10 protein-coding genes are annotated in these 17,753 nt (G+C 75.1%); 6 read left to right on the top strand and 4 right to left on the bottom strand.

Annotated features, from left to right (window positions below; translation table 11 throughout):
* Positions 1-401 precede the first annotated feature (401 nt).
* Positions 402-938, bottom strand: a complete 537-nt coding sequence (locus IE170_RS04035) for a MarR family winged helix-turn-helix transcriptional regulator (RefSeq protein ID WP_189807895.1) — start codon at positions 936-938, stop codon at positions 402-404.
* Positions 939-1,063: 125 nt separating this feature from the next.
* Between IE170_RS04035 and IE170_RS04030 the strand changes: the two genes are divergently transcribed.
* Positions 1,064-2,344 carry an MFS transporter gene (locus tag IE170_RS04030; protein ID WP_189807929.1) on the top strand — a complete coding sequence of 427 codons (1,281 nt, stop codon included), beginning with the start codon at positions 1,064-1,066 and terminating at the stop codon, positions 2,342-2,344.
* A 64-nt stretch (positions 2,345-2,408) separates the two neighbouring features.
* On the opposite strand, the gene IE170_RS04025 is transcribed toward IE170_RS04030, so the two are convergent.
* A complete protein-coding gene (locus IE170_RS04025) occupies positions 2,409-4,202 on the bottom strand; it encodes an ATP-binding SpoIIE family protein phosphatase (protein WP_189807928.1) in 1,794 nt (597 codons plus the stop codon).
* 132 nt (positions 4,203-4,334) lie between these two features.
* Positions 4,335-5,696, bottom strand: coding sequence for an NAD(P)/FAD-dependent oxidoreductase (locus IE170_RS04020; RefSeq protein WP_268255636.1), 1,362 nt, complete (start codon positions 5,694-5,696; stop codon positions 4,335-4,337).
* Positions 5,697-6,286: 590 nt separating this feature from the next.
* On the opposite strand from IE170_RS04020, the gene IE170_RS04015 reads away from it, so the two are divergent.
* Both IE170_RS04015 and IE170_RS04010 read left to right on the top strand, forming a co-directional pair.
* Positions 6,287-7,051, top strand: a complete 765-nt coding sequence (locus tag IE170_RS04015) for a TetR/AcrR family transcriptional regulator (protein ID WP_189807893.1) — start codon at positions 6,287-6,289, stop codon at positions 7,049-7,051.
* A gap of 251 nt (positions 7,052-7,302) precedes the next feature.
* On the top strand, positions 7,303-9,297 hold the full coding sequence (locus IE170_RS04010; protein WP_189807892.1) for a sigma-70 family RNA polymerase sigma factor: 1,995 nt from the start codon (positions 7,303-7,305) through the stop codon (positions 9,295-9,297).
* A gap of 1,705 nt (positions 9,298-11,002) precedes the next feature.
* Here IE170_RS04010 and IE170_RS04005 read toward each other — a convergent pair.
* Positions 11,003-13,267: an asparagine synthase-related protein gene (locus IE170_RS04005; RefSeq protein ID WP_373298942.1), complete on the bottom strand. Its 2,265-nt coding sequence runs from the start codon at positions 13,265-13,267 to the stop codon at positions 11,003-11,005.
* Positions 13,268-13,918: 651 nt separating this feature from the next.
* On the opposite strand from IE170_RS04005, the gene IE170_RS04000 reads away from it, so the two are divergent.
* The 3 genes from IE170_RS04000 (at position 13,919) to trmB (ending at position 17,740) form a co-directional block, all read left to right on the top strand.
* Positions 13,919-15,505, top strand: coding sequence for an NsdA family TPR-like regulatory protein (locus tag IE170_RS04000; protein ID WP_189807890.1), 1,587 nt, complete (start codon positions 13,919-13,921; stop codon positions 15,503-15,505).
* Between the two features lie 57 nt (positions 15,506-15,562).
* On the top strand, positions 15,563-16,798 hold the full coding sequence (gene lhgD / locus IE170_RS03995; RefSeq protein ID WP_223857195.1) for an L-2-hydroxyglutarate dehydrogenase: 1,236 nt from the start codon (positions 15,563-15,565) through the stop codon (positions 16,796-16,798).
* Positions 16,799-16,927: 129 nt separating this feature from the next.
* A complete protein-coding gene (trmB, locus tag IE170_RS03990) occupies positions 16,928-17,740 on the top strand; it encodes a tRNA (guanosine(46)-N7)-methyltransferase TrmB (protein WP_189807889.1) in 813 nt (270 codons plus the stop codon).
* The last annotated feature ends 13 nt before the right edge of the window (positions 17,741-17,753 follow it).

Genomic DNA, 17,753 nt, shown 5'->3' with positions numbered 1-17,753 from the left:
GGGTATCAACTTCTGGCGTTGATTTTTGGCACGCTGTTGAGTTCTCAAGGAACGGACGCTTCCTTCGTACTCACCCTCTCGGGCTTTCCTCCGGGCTTTCGTTCTTCGTTTCCGACTCTATCAGATCCTTTCGGGCCTGACCCCCAGTCAGCGGGGTTTGCCTTCCGGGCTGTTGGGCCCTTCCGACTCCCAGAACTCTAGTGGATTTCCCGGTCGATTCCTAATCGGCCTTCGGGCGGGAATTCGGGCATGCCGAATTCACTCCCGGGGGGAGATCGTGCTGAGTTGGGTGCCGCGACGAGGCGGCGGATAGTTGCGCCCAAAACCTTTCGGCTCTGGGACAACCCGCAGAACTTTACGGATCCGGCGGAGCCGTGTCAACCCCCCTGGCGCGGGCCCTGTCAGTTGCGCGACTGGAGGTCTTCCACCCGGTCCAGCAGGCGCGTGAGCATGTCGCCCAGGACGCCCCGCTCCTCCGTGGAGAGGTCCTGGAGGAGGTCCTCCTCGAAGATCGTCGCCGCGCGCATCGCGTCGAGCCACTTGCTGCGGCCTCCAGCGGTGAGCTCCACGATCACGCGCACCCGGTTCGACTCATCGCGCTCACGGGTGACGAGCCCCTCCGCCGTCATGCGGTCGATGCGGTGCGTCATCGCGGCCGGCGTCAGGCCCAGCTGCTTCGCGAGTTCGCTCGGGCCCATCCGGTAGGGGGCTCCGGAGATGACGAGGGCCTTGAGGACCTCCCACTCGGCGTTGCTGATGCCGAGGGCGGCGGTCTGGCGGCCGTACGCCACGTTCATGCGGCGGTTCAGTCGGCTCAGCGCCGACACGACCTTCTCCACCTGCGGATCGAGGTCCTGGAACTCGCGCTGGTAGACGGCGATCTGCTCGTCGAGGCTCGGCTCGGGGACGGGCTGGAGGCCGTCGGCGGTGTCACCCATGGTCCGAAGTATCGCACGAGCGCGTTGGCGTCTAACTCCTTCGATGTGTACTCTTAAGCGTCGAACTTTAGCTGTGAAGTCTTCAGACTTCAGTGATCTCGGGCAGGTGAGAAGTGACCAAGGTGATGGGCGCCGCGATGCGGCGGATCCAGGCCGGCAACGCGCTGACGGCGTTCGGCATCGGCTTCACGGTTCCGTTCCTCTACATCTACGTGGCGCAGGTACGGGGCCTCGGCTCCATGGCGGCGACCAGTGCGTTCGTCGCCTTCGCCGTCAGCGCCCTGGTCGCCCTGCCCTTCACCGGTCGCGTCATCGACCGCCGCGGTCCCGTCCCCGTCGTCATCGGCGCGGCCGTCGCCGCATCCGTCGGGGCGCTGGCCCTCGGGCTCTCCGACGGGCTAGTACCGATCCTGGTCTCCGCCCTGGCGCTGGGCGCCGGGCAGGCCGTGATGCAGCCGGCGCTCGCCACGATGATCGTGTGGTGTTCCACCCCGGGTACGCGGACCAGGGCCTTCGCCCTCCAGTTCTTCATGCAGAACCTGGGCCTGGGCATCGGCGGCCTCATCGGCGGCCAGATCGTCGACGAGAGCCGGCCTGGCAGCTTCACCCTGCTCTTCGGCATCGAGGCCGTGATGTTCCTGGTCTTGGCCGCCGTCATCCTCACCGTGCGGATGCCGCACGCGCCGAACTTCACTGACGCCGTGCCGCGGGACCCGGCGCAGGCCGGCGGCGGCTGGAAGCGGATGGTCCGGCACCGGGCCATGGCCAAGCTGCTCGTGCTCGGTTTCGTGATCTTCTTCGCCTGCTACGGGCAGTTCGAGTCGGGGCTCGCCGCCTTCGGCACCGAGGCGGCGCGGATCTCGCCGTCCACGCTGGGCTTCGCGCTGGCCGCCAACACCGGGGCGATCGTCGTCGCGCAGTTCGCCGTTCTGAAGCTGGTCGAGCGGCGCCGGCGGTCCCGGGTGATCGCGCTGGTCGGGCTGATCTGGACCGCGGCGTGGCTGATCGCCGGGTTCTCCGGACTCGGCCACGGCGGTGCGGTGGCGGCCGCCGCCGCGTTCGTCACCACGTACGCGCTGTTCGGGATCGGCGAGGCGATGCTGTCCCCGACCCTCGCGCCGCTGGTCGCCGATCTGGCTCCGGAGGGGTCGGTCGGCCAGTACAACTCGGCTTTCGCCCTGGTCAAGCAGCTCGCGCTGGCCCTCGGGCCGCTGGGTGTGCCGCTGGGTGCGGGCGCGCCGATGCTGTACGTCGCCGTGTTCGTCGCGGTCTCGCTGGGCATCACGGTGCTGGCGCTCCGGCTCGGCCGTGAGTTGGCGCCGGCGCAGGACCAGCCGTCGCGGCTGTTGGGCGCTCCGCAGGCCGTGGCCGTGAAACCCGCTGCTGCCGCGCCGGTGGCCGCGTAGGAAGTCGGCGTTCGCGTGGGCAGGGCCCGGTCCGTTCGGACCGGGCCCTGCTGCGTTTCTCCGGTCAGCCGGCGGGCGGCTTGTCCGGGAGGGCGAACTCGCACCAGACGGCCTTGCCGCCGCCCGGCGTGCGGCGGGAGCCCCAGGACGAGGCGATCGTCGCAATGATCGAGATGCCGCGGCCCGTCTCGTCGCCCGGTTCGGCGCGGCGGCGGCGCGGCAGGTGGTCGTCGCCGTCGGTGACCTCCACGATCAGGCGGCGGTCGGTGCGGCGCAGGCGCAGGCTCATCGGCGGTGTGCCGTGCTGGAGGGAGTTCGCGACGAGCTCGCTCGCCGCGAGGACGCCCAGGTCGCACAGTTCGACGGGGAAGCGCCACGAGCTGAGGACGCCCTGCGCGAAGGCGCGGGCGCGCGGGGCCGCTTCGATGCCGCCGAGGAGGTCGAGGGCGGCGTTGTGGAAGAGCTCGGCCTCCGGCCCTGCGCGGTCCGGCTGCTGGAGGACCATCACGGCAACGTCGTCGTCGTGGTCGGCGTCCACGCCCAGGGCGCGCATCAGGCGGTCGCAGATGACGGCCGGGCTGCCCTGCGCGCCGGCGAGGGCCCGCTCCAGGGCGGCGACGCCCTCGTCGATGTCCTCGCCGCGGCGCTCGACCAGGCCGTCGGTGTAGAGGACGGCGGTCGAGCCCGGGCCGAGGGCGATGGTCCCGGAGGCGTGGAGCCAGCCGCCGGTGCCGAGCGGCGGGCCGGTGGGCTCCGCTGCGCGGCGTACGGCGCCGTCGGCGTCGCGGACGAGGATCGGCAGGTGGCCCGCGGAGGCGTACGCGAGGAGGCCCTCGTTCGGGTCGTGGACGGCGTACACGCACGTGGCGATCTGGCTGGCGTCGATCTCGGCGGCGAGGCCGTCGAGGAGCTGGAGCACCTCGTGCGGCGGGAGGTCGAGGCGGGCGTAGGCGCGGACGGCGGTGCGCAGCTGGCCCATGACGGCGGCCGCGCGGACGCCGCGACCCATCACGTCTCCGATGACGAGGGCGGTGCGGCCGGCGCCGAGGGTGATGACGTCGTACCAGTCGCCGCCGACGGCCGCCTCGGTGCCGCCCGGGTGGTAGACGGCGGAGACGCGCAGGTCGTCGGGCTGCTCCAGTTCCTGCGGGAGGAGGGAGCGCTGGAGGGTGACGGCGGCCTCGCGCTGGCGGCTCTCGCTGGCGCGCAGGCGTTCGAGGGCTTCGGCGTGGTCGGTGACGTCGGCGAGGTGGATCATGACGCCGGTGCCGGAGTGGGCGTGCTGGTCGGCGTCCGGGCCGTGGGGCTCCTTCGGGAACTCGACGGGCGTGCAGGTGACCGTGTACGAGCTGCCGCCGCCGGGTGCGGTGCGGTTCTTGGCGGTGCGGGGTCGGCCGCTGCGCTGCACCTGGTCGAGGAGGGGGAGGAGGCCGAGCTCGCCGAGCTCGGGGAGCGCCTCGTGGGCGGGTGCGCCGGTGGGGCGGGGGCCGAAGCCGGCGGTGTAGGCGTCGTTGACGTACGCGACGCGGTGCTCGGGGCCGTGGACGAGGGCGACGCGGGCCGGGAGGCGGCCGAGGACCTCGCGCACGGAGAGTTCGTCGAGGGAGGGCACGGAGGGGACGGCGGCGCCGGGCGCGCCCGCGCCGGCCGCGGCGGGGCCCGCGCCGGGGCCGGTCCCGGTGCCGGCGGCGGTCGGATCGGCGGGACCGCCGTCCGCAGCGGCGGCGCGGCCGGCGGCGCCGCGGGCCGCCGGGACGGCTCCCTCGCCCCGCTTGGCCTGGGCGGCGGCGTGTTCGGACCGGGCGGCGGCGCGGCGCTGCGTTCCGGGAAACCGGGCGCTCCAGCGCGTGAAGTTCACTGCGTTCAAGCCTCGTGGTGTCGCGAGTGGTCGCTGTATCGCTGGGGGGTGAGTCGCTGGACGATGTCACTCTGTGCAGGTGTCAGCGCACCTATGGTCACACGTCCAGTGTGTCCGACGGCACTGACAGCGTCAGCTCTGGCTGTCCTTCGGGGGGTCCGCGTCGGGCGGCGGCGGGGGTGGGAGGTGGCCTCCGCCGGCGGCGAGTTCGAACTCTGCCCTGGGGTGTTCGAGTGATCCGAGGGAGACGATCTCGCGCGTGAAGAGGCCCGAGAGGGTCCATTCCGCGAGGACGCGCATCTTGCGGTTGAAGGTGGGGACCCGGCTGAGGTGGTAGACGCGGTGCATCAGCCACGCCGGGTACGCCTTCAGCTTGCGCCCGTAGACGTGGGCGACGCCGCGGTGGAGGCCGAGGGAGGCGACGGATCCGGCGTAGCGGTGGGCGTACTCGGTGAGGACGCCGCCGCGGAGGGAGGCGGCGAGGTTGTCGGCGAGGACCTTGGCCTGGCGGACGGCGTGCTGGGCGTTGGGCGCGCACTCGTGGCCCGGCTCGGCGGCGGTGATGTCGGGGACTGCGGCGGCGTCGCCGGCGGCCCAGGCGTGTTCGACGCCCTGGACGGTGAGGAATGAGGTGCAGCGGATGCGGCCGCGTTCGTTGAGGGGCAGCCCGGAGGCGGCCACGATCGGGTGCGGTTTGACGCCGGCGGTCCAGACGACGGTCCGGGTGGGGAAGCGGGAGCCGTCGCTGAGGACGGCGACGCGGTTCTCGCAGGACTCCAGGCGGGTGCCGAGGCGGACGTCGATGCCGCGGCGGCGCAGCTCGCGGACGGTGTAGACGCCCATCTGGGGGCCCACCTCGGGGAGGATGCGGTCGGTGGCCTCGACCAGCACCCACTTCATGTCCTCGGGCTTGATGTTGTGGTAGTAGCGGGCCGCGTAGCGGGCCATGTCCTCGAGTTCGCCGAGCGCCTCCACGCCTGCGTAGCCGCCGCCGACGAAGACGAAGGTGAGGGCGGCGTCGCGGAGGGCGGGATCGCGCGTGGAGGACGCGATGTCCATCTGCTCGATGACGTGGTTGCGCAGCCCGATGGCCTCCTCGACCGTCTTGAAGCCGATGCCGTAGTCGGCGAGGCCGGGGACGGGGAGGGTGCGGGAGATCGAGCCGGGGGCGAGGACGAGCTCGTCGTACTCGACCTCCACGGGGCCGCTGCCCTCCTCGGCGGTGGCGAGGGTGGTGATGGTGGCTGTGCGCTTGGCGTGGTCGATGTGGCGGGCCTCGCCGCTGATGATGCGGCACTTGTCGAGGACGCGGCGCAGGGGGACGACCACGTGGCGGGGCGAGATGGAGCCGGCGGCCGCTTCTGGCAGGAAGGGCTGGTACGTCATGTACGGCTCGGGGGTGACCACCGTGATCTCGGCCTCGCCCGGCTTCAGCTTCTTCTGGAGCCGGAGGGCCGTGTACATGCCGACGTAGCCGCCGCCGATGACGAGGATGCGGGACGGGGCGTCCTGCGGGCGGGGTGCGGGCGCGGGGGCATCGGCGGGGGTGGGCGCGGCAGGGGTGTTTCCGGGCGCTTCCCGGGGCGCGTCCGGGGGCGCGGCGGCCGCGGGGGATGGTGCGGCATCAGGGGGTGGTGCGGCGCCCGGGCGGTCGGGCGTGGCGGGGCCGGTGGACGCGGCGGGCGTGGCGGGCGTGCCGGGAGGGGTACCGGGGGCCGTGCCTCGGGAGTGAGCAGCCTTCACCATCCCATGACGCACCGTGGCTGGGAGTTTGTCCACAGGCCCGGCAAATTGTGTGACCGGAGGGAGCAGTGGGGCGGGGGTCTCGGAGGGCACGAAAGGGGGAGGAGTTGTGCAGGTCAGAGGCTGCGGAAAGGGTGGTTCCGGGGGCTTGGCCCGGAAAAGTGGGGGGCGATGCTCCGATCGGGCGGTGCCCGGGGGGGGCTGCCTCTTCTGAATTGACTCTGGCTCAACTATGTTCGTATCTCGCCGGGGAGTGAGACCGAGACCACTGACCGTGGTCTACCCCGGCACGAAGGCGGGGATGTCTCCGGGGGGAGACAAGTGATTACCGGGGGATACATATGAACATTTCCGATTTCCATGGTTCTGCGGCCGCGCTGCAGAGCGAGACCACCAGCCGCGTCCTCACCGGCGGCACCGCCGCGTCGGGCGTGCGCTCCACGCCGCTGCGCGTCGACGCCCAGCGCAACCTGGAGCACGTGCTCCGCGCCGCCCGCGAGGTGTTCGGCGAGCTCGGCTACGGGGCCCCGATGGAGGACGTCGCGCGGCGCGCCCGCGTCGGCGTGGGCACGGTGTACCGGCGCTTCCCCAGCAAGGACGTGCTGGTCCGGCGCATAGCCGAGGAGGAGACCGCCCGGCTGACCGAGCAGGCCCGGACCGCACTCGGCCAGGAGGAGGAGCCGTGGCAGGCGCTGTCCCGCTTCCTGCGCACCTCCGTGGCCTCGGGTGCGGGGCGGCTGCTGCCGCCGCAGGTGCTGCGGGTCCGCTCCGCCGAGGAGGAGGCCGAGGAGGCTCTGGAGGCACGCGTCCCGCACCAGCGGCAGGCCGGCGCCGCGGGCACTCCCGAGCTGCGCGTCGTGGGCGGCCGGACCGCCGACGACGAGCCCTCGCCGGACGCGGGTGCGGGCGCCCTGCTCGAGGTCGTCGGCCGGCTGGTCGACCGCGCCCGGGAGGCGGGCGAGCTGCGTGCCGACGTGACCGTGGCCGACGTGCTGCTCGTCATAGCGACGGCCGCGCCGGCCCTGCCCGACGCGGCGCAGCAGGCGGCGGCGTCCGCCCGGCTGCTCGACATCCTGCTGGAGGGGCTCCGCTCCCGCACCGTCTGACCGTGTGACGGGCGCGCCTGCCCGGGGTCCGGAGTGCCGCAGCGCTCCGGACTGCGGGCGGGCGGTGCCCGGGCCCGCGGGACGGTGCGCCCGCCAACGCATCGTCACTCGAACGGGTGAGAGGCAGTACGGTCTGCCGTGCAGACGCTGCCCGGACGGGTGGATGGTTGCGCGAGTGGCCCGGCGTGCGCCCCCCGTGTGACAGGCTGGAACGGTGTACCGGTTGAGTCTGTCGTGCGGGAGTTTCCGCGATGAGCGTTGACGGTCGGGAAGAGCCGATCGGTGGGGCCGCCGGCGAAGTCGAGGCGGCCGATGCGCCGCTGGGGCAGGTTCCGGTCCAGCGCGCGGCCCGGGGCAGGCATGCCGCACGGCGGGCGGTCAGCCCCGAACTCCCGCCGTCCGACGGCGACTTGATTGCCCGGATGCGCTCCGGCGACGACGGGGCGTACGAGGAGCTGTTCCGCCGCCATGCCGACTCCGTACGGCGCTACGCGCGGACCTGCTGCCGGGACGCGCACACCGCCGACGACCTGACCGCCGAGGTGTTCACGCGGACCCTCCAGGCGGTACGGGGAGGCGCGGGCCCGGACCAGGCGGTGCGGGCATACCTGCTGACCACCGTGCGGCGCGTCGCCGCGGCCTGGGCGAAGACGGCCCGGCGCGAACAGCTCGTCGACGACTTCGCGTTGTTCGCCGAGCAGGCGGCCGCAGGAGTGGAGCAGGGCGGCGGCGCGACCGGGCTGCCCGGGGACGACACCCTCGAACTAGGCGCGGACGTACGGGCGATGCGCGAGGCGGAGCGCTCGCTGGCGGTGCAGGCATTCCGGAGCCTGCCCGAACGCTGGCAGGCCGTGCTGTGGCACACCACGGTCGAGGAGTCCTCGCCGAGCGCGGTCGCCCCGCTGTTCGGGCTGAGCGCCAACGCGACGGCCGTGCTGGCCGGCCGGGCCCGGGAAGGGCTCAAGCAGGCCTACCTCCAGGCGCACGTGAGCTCCGCGCTCAGCGCCGGCGGGGACTGCGCGCGGTATGCGGACCGGCTGGGCGCCTTCGCCCGCGGCGGGCTGCGGATGCGGGCCGAGCGGGGGCTGCGCAAGCACCTGGAGGAGTGCGCCCGCTGCCGGCTGGCCGCGGGAGAGCTGAAGGAGGTCAACGCGGGCATTCCGGCGCTGCTGCCGGTCGCGGTCATCGGGTGGTTCGCCGCCGGGTACTCCGCGAAGGCCGCCGGTGTCCTGGCCGGCGGAGCCGTCGCCGCGGGCGGAGCCGGCGCGGCCGCCGCCGCATCGGGCGGGACTGCCGCCGGTGGGGCCGCGGGTGCGTCGGGCGCCGCGGGCACGGCCGGGGGCGGAGCCGGGGCCGCCGGGGGCGGGGCTGCTGCCGGCGGGGGTGCCGGGGGCTCGGGGGCCGGAGTGGGAAGTGCCGTGGTGTCGGAGGGCATCGGGCTGCCGGCCAAGGCCGCCCTGGCCGCCGGGATCGCGGTCGCCGCCGCTGCGGGGGTGGTGTTCGCCCTGGCCGGGGAGGATGCCGAGCCGGCGCCGCAGGCGCGGCCCGCGCCGCGGGCCGCCGCGCCTGCCGTGCCGGCGCCGGAGCGGCCGAGCCCGTCCGCATCGGAGCCGCCTGCGGAGGTCCCCGCGCCCGCCCGGCCCGCGAGCACGCCGCCCGCGTCCCCGTCGCCGAAGCCGGCGTCCGCCACGCCGAAGCCGCCGGCGCGGCCCACGCCCAGCCCGTCGGCCACGCGGAGCCCGGCCCCGACGCCCCCCGCGTCCCCGACGCCGCCCTCGTCACCCCGGCCGACACCGCCGCCCGAGCCGACGCGAAGCTACCGGCTGGCCGCGCTGGGTTACTCGTCGCTCGGCGACCACCGCGGGCCCGAACTGCGGGCCTGGCCCAGCAGCTGGGTGTGGCAGCGCTGGACGATCGGCATCGCGGACCGGCAGTACGGACAGGGGCTCACCGTGAGCGCCCGCTCCTCGGTGGAGATCACGCTGAACCGGCAGTGCACGTCGTTCTCCGCCCGGGCCGGGGTGGACCGGCTGTCCCTGCTCTCCGACGGCAAGGTCCGCTTCTCGGTCTGGTCCGAAGGCAAGCGCCTGTGGCAGTCGGCCCCCCTGGACCGCACCGACCGGGCCGCAACCGTCGAGGTACCCCTGACCGGGTACGAAACGATCCGCCTGGTGGTGGAGCCGCTGGGCACGGGCCCCAGACCAACCCTGGCAAGCTGGGCCGACGCCGTCCTCACCTGCCGCTGACCCGGCCGCAGGCCCGGCCTCGCAGCCGCGAGGCGACAGCGGGGGGGCTTGGCCGGAGCCGCCCGGCCGGGGGTGGGGGTGTGACGGCGGGGTGGGGTGGGCGGGAGCTGATGGGTCGGGGTCGGGTGGCTGGCTGGGGGTGTCCCCGGCAGTTGATGGTGTCCGGGGCGTGCCGGTCCCTCAAGGGCGCTCCTCCTTCGTCGTCGCGTCGCTTCGCGATGGCCCTTGCGGGCCACCCTTGACCGACCGACCCGCCCCGGAGGCATTTCTTTTGCCGGGGCGCCCCCAGGGGAACGGCCTGGAGGTACCTGGACCAACAAGCCGGATCAGCGAGCTCGCTCTCCCGCCCCAGTGGCCCTTTCCTCCCACCGGCATCAGCAGACCCGGCGGCAGAAGCCAGGCCGGCTCTGACGAGGGAAATGGCGTCCAGAGCATCATCCGGCCACAGGAGCGCGACAGATCGCTACGTGGACGCCCTTGGCTCAGCGGCCGACGGCCGTCAGGGGCCGGGAGACGCGTCCGATCGCTCCATGGGCGCCGTTTTCCGGCGGCTGACTGTCGGATCGCAGGCTGTGGAGGGCAGTGGCTGTTGCCTGCGGCCAGATGCCGTCACATGAGGAGCATGGAGCCTGCCACATGCGCTTCGCGCCCGACGACCACTGATGCCGCCGAAATGGACAGGACTGCGGAGTGAGCAGGGCACTCCGCTGCCCACAACAAACCGACGGCCGCGAGAAGACAGGGTGTCGAGGGAATTGGGGCGCTGCGCAGCCCCAAGCGGCGGCCGGACGACGAGAAACGACGCCTCTGGAGCGACCCACCGTGTGCCTCGCCCCCGGCCTACCTCAAGCCGCCGAACACACGGCGACCACGTATCGATCCCAGGCGTCGGCCCCGCCGTTGACGGCCGACGGCCGCTGAGCACAGGTCGCGCACGTGGCCATTTGACGCGCCTCCTGGCCCCTGACGGCCGTCGGCCGCTGAGCAGAGGGCGCGCGCACATGGCCCATCTGTCGCGCGCCCCGTCCATTACGGCCGACGGCCGCTGAGCACAGGATGCCCATGTACCGATACTGACTCGGCTCCCCGCCGCCCATGACGGCCGCCGGACGCCAAGCCGAGGGTGCCCATGGAGCGATCTGACGCGTCTCCCGGCCCCTGACGGCCGTCGGCCGCTGAGTCGAGGGCGCCCACGTAGCGATCTGTCGCGCTCCTGTGGCCGGATGATGCTCTGGGCGTCGTTTCCCGACGTCAGAGCCGGCCCGGCTTCCGCCGACGGGTCCGCTGATGCCGGTGGGGCTGGATGTGGCCGCCGGGGCGGGAGGGAAGGCTCCCTGATGCGCCCGCATGCCCTTCGTTCCCTCCAGGCCGTTCCCCTGGGGCGTCCCGGCAGAAAAAATGCCTCCGGGGCGGGTCGGTCGGTCAAGGGTGGCCCGCAAGGGCCATCGCGCAGCGACGCGACCGAAAGGGAGCGCCCTTGAGGGACCGGCCCGCCCCGGACACCATCGGCTGCCGGGGACACCCCCGGTGCCGTGTCTGATGCCGACCGCGCGGCTCCCGTCCGCTGGCTGCCGCCGTCGTCCCTCCGACCCTGACCAGTGGCTCCCGCCGAACCGCGCCCCCGCCGTCACCCCTCCGACCCCGACCGCGCGGCTCCCGCCGGACCCCGCCCCCCGCCGTCACCCCGCCCCGACCCCGACCGCCCTCAGGACAGCGCCGCCCGGGGCTGCGGTACGCCGTTCGGGACTGCTCTGCGGCGCGGGGTCGTCGTGCCCGTCCAGCATGTGCCTCGGCGGGACAGGAGGCGGCCGAGCCACAGTTCCATGGAGACGAGTTCGGCGAGGCCGTCCAGGGGGACGGGGCGGCCCTCGGCCGCGTCCAGGAGGGCTTGGCGGACCACGCGGGCCTCGATCAGGCCGGCGTCTGCCAGCAGCGGGGCGGTGAAGAGGGACAGGAGGACGCCCAGGGCTGCGCGCAGGCCCAGGCGGGTTGCCGTCTCGTTCGGGACGTGGGCGGGGGCGCCCCAGCCGGGCGGGAGTTCGCGGACGCCCGCCGAGGAGAGCACGCTGCGCAGGATCGCGGCGCGGGCCCCGGGCTGGACGCGCAGCGGGTCGGGCAGGGCGCGGGCGGCCCGGACGACCTGGTTGTCGAGGAACGGGGCGTGGAGGCGCTGGCTGCGGACCTCGACGGCCTGTTCGAAGACGCGGTGGTCGGCGGCGTGCCGGGTGAGGGCCGCCCGGGCGCGGCATTCGCCGGGCCGCAGCGACAGCGGGGGCCGGCCCGCGGCGGTGGCGAGGCGGATCGATACTTCCGCGAGCGCCTCCCCGGTCAGCCAGCCCGCGGCCGGGCCGGGCCGGGACCAGGTCAGGGCGGCGAGGGAGGCGTCGACCGGGCCGCCGGGTCCGGCGGGGCGGACGTCGCCGCCGCGCAGCCTGGCGGCGGCGGCCTCCATGCCGGTGCGGTACGGGGTGCGGGCCAGGCGGCGGGCGGCCGCGTACACGGAGAACGGGACGGTCAGGGACTCCCCCGCGGCGGGTGCCGAGCGGGCCAGGGCGGCCACGGGGCGCAGGAGGTGGCGTCTGCGGCGGTCCAGCAGGAGGTCGGCGAGGCGGGCGGGGTGGGCGTCGAGGACCTGGCGGGCGCCGTGCCCGACGAAGTGGTCGGCGGAGCCGGCGGCGAGGCGGCGGCGCTCGCGGGAGGCGTGGACGAGGGAGGGGCCGGGTTCGTCGGTGAGGGGTCCGTCGAGGTCGGCGTACGGGAGGGCTTCCTCGGCGGCGGCGACGACCACGTGCCGCAGGCGGGGGTCGGCGGCGATGGCGCGGGCGCGTTCGAGTTCGGCTTCGCGGCCGCTCGGGGTGGCCAGGTCGTTGAAGGTGACGGCGAGGAGCCGTTCGCCGGTGCGGCCGAGGAGGGCGCCGGGGGCGCCGGGCAGGCCCGCGGCGAGGAGGGCCAGGGTGGCGGAGGCGCTGCCTCCGGAGAGGTCGGCGCCGACGCCGGGCACGGGTGCCGGCAGCCCGCGGGCGGCCCGCCGTTCGGCGGGGCCCATCCCCGGTACGGGGCCGGGGTCGTACGGCTGGGTCTCGGGGGCGTGCCTCGGGGCCGTGAGCCGGGCGCGCACCGCGTCCACGAGTGCTTCGCGTACGCCCTCCACCGCGCGTTCGGCGTCGGCCTCGGGGGCGGCCACGGCGAGGGAGGCGACGGGCTCGTAGCCGGTGATCTCGCGGGAGCCCTCGCGCAGGATCAGGGCGTGGCCGGGCGGGATGCGGCGCACCCCCTCGTACGGGGTGCCGTCGCCGAGGGCCTCGGGGCTGTCGGGGCAGGCCAGGAGGGCGGCGAGGTGGCCGATGTCGAGCTGGGCCTCGATGAGGTCGGCGAGGGGGAGGGCGGCGGTGGCGTAGGCGGTGCCGCCGGCCCACGGGGTGTAGAAGACGGGGCGGGCGCCGGCGAGGTCCCCGACGACGGTGATGCGGCGGCCGGCCTGGACGACGGCGGTGTAGCTGCCGGACCACTGGGTGAGGTGGCGCAGGGCGCCTCCGCGGGCGGCGGTGAGGGCGCGCCGCAGGTCGGCGTCGGTGGCGCCGCAGCAGCCGAGGACGGCGATGCGGGTGAAGGGGTCGGCGGGGTCGGCGGTGAGGGTGCGGATCTCGTCGGGGCGCCAGTCGCCGACGGCCCACAGCGGGTCGGGGTCGCCCCACAGGAGCTGGGCGCCGACGGGGACGACGGTGCGTTCGGCGTCGCGGCCCGCTGGGTCGTCGGCGTGGGCGGCGTCGGCGATGCCGCCGGTCACCGGGCCGTCAGGCCCGTACGCGTGCCCCGGCCCGTACCCGTGCCCCGGCCCGTACCCGTGCCCCGGCCCGTACGCGTACCCCGGCTCGGGGTCGCGGGCGCTGCGGGGGCGGCCGCCGGGGCCGACGCGGCCGGCCGTGCCGAAGCTCGCGGCGATACTGCTCCACCCCACCAACCAGCGCACCCGCCGCCTCCCCAGCCCGTGGGCAATCGACCGGGGCCGCTGCGGCGCGGGCAGCGCGAGGGCGCGGCCGGCCGGACCCCGGGTGGCTCGGGACCATGCTGCCACGAGACGGGCGTGCGGGAGTGGTACGGGAGGGCGCACGTGCGAACGAACACACCGTGCGCACACGGTATTTGGTGTTCCGTTCCCACCGGCCCACAGGTCGGTTTCGGCCATTCTCAGGTCGTGCCGAGTGCACCGCGCACAAGGGGGACGCGCGCGGCCGCGGCGGTGCGCGGGCGCGGCCCGGGAAGCGCGGCGCACCTCCCGGACCGTTCCGCCACCCGCGGGGATTGGAGCGGCGGCATCCCCCGGCCCGCCGGATCCACGCAGCGGGCCGACCCACGCACGGCACATCGAATCGCCGGGCCGGGCGACCGGCCAGAGCGCACGGGCGGGCGCACGGCCACACGGCCGGAGCACGCGGGCGGGCGTGCGCCGTCGCCGCCGGGCCGGGGCGGACTGTGCGGGCGGACAACAATCCCGCCATACGGAAGTCGGGGCCTTAACGCTTGGGAGGCGGGGAACTACGCTGGGTTTACGAAATGCCGGGCGCCTATGCCCCGGCGGCGTATGAGTTGTGTGCGTTCCGCGTGTGACGAGGGGTGGCGCATGTCCAGGGAGCTCCGCGAACCCAACGAGAAGCTCGGCGCCGTCCTCGCCCTCGCGGGCATCAGCAATGCGGGGCTGGCCAGGCGCGTCAACGACCTGGGCGCCCAGCGGGGCCTGACGCTCCGCTACGACAAGACCTCGGTGGCCCGGTGGGTGTCGAAGGGCATGGTGCCGCAGGGCGCGGCCCCGCACCTGATCGCGGCCGCGATCGGCGCGAAGCTGGGCCGGCCGGTGCCGCTGCACGAGATCGGCCTGGCGGACGCCGACCCGGCGCCCGAGGTGGGGCTGGCCTTCCCCCGCGACGTGGGCGCGGCGGTGCGCTCGGCCACGGACCTGTACCGGCTCGACCTCGCCGGGCGCCGCGGCGGCGGAGGGATCTGGCAGTCGCTGGCCGGCTCCTTCTCGGTGTCGGCGTACGCGACGCCCGTCTCGCGCTGGCTGATATCACCCGCCGACGGCTCGGTGGCGCGCGAACCCGCACCGCACGGCGGCTCCGCACCCGCGGCCGGTTCGGCTCCGGCCACCCCTGCCTTACCGCCCGCGCCGCCCGCGGTTGTGCCCCCGCAGCCTCCGGGCGAAACCCCGCGCACGCCGCACGCCCCCGCCGCGCCGGGCGTCGCCCCGGCGGCACCGCCCCCGGCGGTCGTGGGCCTGGCCGACGCCTCGCCGCAGCGCGTCGGCCACAGCGACGTCAGCAAGCTCCGCGAGGCCGCCGAGGACGCCCGCCGCTGGGACTCCAAGTACGGCGGCGGCGACTGGCGCTCCTCGATGGTGCCCGAGTGCCTGCGGGTGGACGCCGCCCCGCTGCTGCTCGGCTCGTACAGCGACGAGGTGGGCCGCGCCCTGTTCGGGGCGACCGCCGAGCTGACCCGGCTCGCCGGCTGGATGGCCTTCGACACCGGCCAGCAGGAGGCCGCCCAGCGCTACTACATCCAGGCGCTGCGCCTGGCGCGGGCCGCAGCGGACGTCCCGCTCGGCGGGTACGTGCTGGCCTCGATGTCGCTGCAGGCGACGTACCGGGACTTCCCCGACGAGGGCGTCGACCTCGCGCAGGCGGCCGTGGAGCGCAACCGCGGGCTGGCCACCGCCCGCACGATGAGCTTCTTCCGCCTGGTCGAGGCGCGGGCGCACGCGAAGGCGGGCGACTCGGCGGCCGCCGGGGCGGCGCTGCGGGCCGCGGAGGGCTGGCTGGAGCGGGCGCGTCCGGGCGACCCGGACCCGACCTGGCTGGGCTTCTACTCGTACGACCGGTTCGCGGCGGACGCGGCGGAGTGCTACCGGGACCTCAAGCTGCCCCGGCAGGTGCGCCGCTTCACCGAGCAGGCGCTGTCGCGGCCCACGGAGGAGTACGTGCGCTCGCACGGCCTGCGGCTCGTGGTGAGCGCGGTCGCGGAGTTGGAGTCGGGCAACCTCGACGCGGCGTGCGCCGCGGGGGCGCGGGCGGTGGAGGTCGCGGGCCGGATCTCGTCGGCGCGGACGACCGAGTACGTACGGGACCTGCTGCAGCGGCTGGAGCCGTACGGGGACGAGCCGCGCGTCGCCGAGCTGCGCGAGCGGGCCCGGCCCCTGCTGGTGGCCCCCGCGTAGGCCGGCTGCCGTCCTGTCGGTGGCGGGGTGCAGTATGCAGGGGTGGGAGGTGGCGGCTTGGAGGACAGCGTGGGCGGCGGCGCGGTGCGCGCCGGGGGCAGGGCCGACTGCGACGTGGTCGTGGTCGGCGGCGGGATCGTCGGGCTGTCGACGGCGTACGCCCTGTCGCGGCTGGCGCCGGGGACCCGGGTGGTGGTGCTGGAGAAGGAGCCGGGCCCGGCCCGGCACCAGACGGGCCGCAACAGCGGGGTCGTCCACAGCGGGATCTACTACCGGCCCGGCTCGCTGAAGGCGCGCTTCGCGGTGGGCGGCGCGGCGGAGATGGTGAAGTTCTGCGCGGAGCACGGCATTCCGCACGAGGTGACCGGCAAGCTCATCGTGGCGACGGACCGCGAGGAGCTGCCCCGGCTGCACGCGCTGGTGCAGCGCGGCCGGGAGAACGGCATTCCTGTGCGCGAGCTGGGGCCGGCGCAGATCGGCGAGTACGAGCCGGAGGTCCGCGGGGCGGCCGCGATCCACGTGGCGACGACCGGGATCGCGGACTACGGGCTGGTGGCGCGGCAGCTCGCCGAGTCCTCCGGGGCGGAGATCGTCTACGGGGGCGCCGTCGACCTGGTGTCGCGGCGGGCCGGCGGGGTCGCGGTGCGCACGACGGCCGGCGTCGTCGTGCGGGCCGGGGCGCTGGTGAACTGCGCGGGCCTGCACTGCGACCGGGTCGCCCGGCTGGCCGGGGACGACCCCGGCATGCGGATCGTCCCCTTCCGCGGCGAGTACTACGACCTGGCGCGGCCCGAACTGGTGCGCGGACTGGTCTACCCGGTGCCGGACCCGGCGTTTCCGTTCCTCGGGGTGCACCTGACGCGGGGGATCGGCGGCGGGGTGCACGTCGGGCCGAACGCGGTGCCGGCACTGGCCCGCGAGGGGTACGGCTGGAGCGTGGTGCGACCGCGGGACCTCGCCGACGAGCTGGCCTGGCCGGGTGCGTGGCGGATGGCGCGGCGGCACTGGCGTTACGGGGCGGGGGAGATCCGGCGCTCGCTGTCGAAGGCGGCGTTCACGGAGGCGGTGCGCCGGCTGCTGCCCGCGGTGACCGCCGAGGACCTGCGGCCGGCCGCGGCGGGCGTGCGGGCGCAGGCCGTCCTGCGGGACGGGACGCTCGTCGACGACTTCCTGATCCGGGAGGCGCCGCGGACCGTGCACGTGCTGAACGCGCCGTCGCCCGCGGCGACCGCGTCGCTGCCGATCGGGCGCGAGATCGCCCGGCGCGCCCTGGAGAGCCTGGCCCGCGCCTGACCCGCGGCCCGACGCGCCCCCGCGCCCCCGCGCCCGCGCCCGCGCCCCGTACGCCCGGCGACCCGGCCCACCCGCCCGCGGAGCCGTCGGCGGGCGGGGCGCGGGGGCGGGCCGTAGAATTCCGGGATTGTGTCTGAGTCCCGTACCCCCCAGCCCGACGCCCCGGAAGCCGAGCCCGCGGCGAACTCCTACGTGCCGCCCAAGTGGCGCACCGAGCCGCGGTTCCCCGACGGCCCCGCCCCCGACCCGGCGGGCTCGCACCACGAGCGGCGGATCCGCAGCTTCCAGCCGCGGCGCAGCCGGGTCACCACCGGGCAGGGCGAGGCCCTGAAGCGGCTCTGGGGCACCTGGGGCCTGGACATCGACGGGCGCGAGGTCCTCGACCTCGACCGGCTCTTCGGCGGCCTGCCCGTCGTGCTGGAGATCGGCTTCGGCATGGGCGAGGCGACGGCGCAGATGGCCGCGGCCGACCCGGACACCGGCATCCTCGCGGTCGACGTGCACACCCCCGGCCAGGGGAACCTCCTCGCCCTCGCCGAGCGCGGCGGCATGACGAACGTCCGCGTGGCGAACGGCGACGCGGTCATCCTGCTCCGGGAGATGCTGCCGCCGGCCTCCCTCGCGGGCATCCGCGTCTACTTCCCGGACCCCTGGCCGAAGGCCCGCCACCACAAACGGCGCCTGATCCAGCCCGAGTTCCTGGACCTCGCGGCCACGCGGATGGCGCCGGGCGCGGTGCTGCACTGCGCGACCGACTGGGAGCCGTACGCCGAGCAGATGCTCGAAGTCCTCTCCGCCCACCCGCTGTTCGAGAACACGCAGGAGGACGGCGGCTTCGCACCGCGGCCCGACTTCCGGCCGCTGACCCGCTTCGAGGGGCAGGGCCTGGACAAGGGGCACGTCGTACACGACTTGCTGTTCCGCCGGGTGGAGAACGCCTGAGGTCACTCCCCGT

Source organism: Streptomyces toxytricini (assembly GCF_014649915.1).
Taxonomy (GTDB): domain Bacteria; phylum Actinomycetota; class Actinomycetes; order Streptomycetales; family Streptomycetaceae; genus Streptomyces; species Streptomyces toxytricini.
This window is presented reverse-complemented; position numbering and strand designations above follow the sequence as displayed.

What these genes read in the sequence shown, in the direction of transcription:
- IE170_RS04010 (WP_189807892.1), top strand. Translation starts at nt 7,303, where the DNA reads ATGAGCGTTGACGGTCGGGAAGAGCCGATCGGTGGGGCCGCCGGCGAA.
- IE170_RS04015 (WP_189807893.1), top strand. Translation starts at nt 6,287, where the DNA reads ATGAACATTTCCGATTTCCATGGTTCTGCGGCCGCGCTGCAGAGCGAG.
- IE170_RS04035 (WP_189807895.1), bottom strand. Translation starts at nt 938, where the DNA reads ATGGGTGACACCGCCGACGGCCTCCAGCCCGTCCCCGAGCCGAGCCTC.
- IE170_RS04030 (WP_189807929.1), top strand. Translation starts at nt 1,064, where the DNA reads ATGGGCGCCGCGATGCGGCGGATCCAGGCCGGCAACGCGCTGACGGCG.
- IE170_RS04000 (WP_189807890.1), top strand. Translation starts at nt 13,919, where the DNA reads ATGTCCAGGGAGCTCCGCGAACCCAACGAGAAGCTCGGCGCCGTCCTC.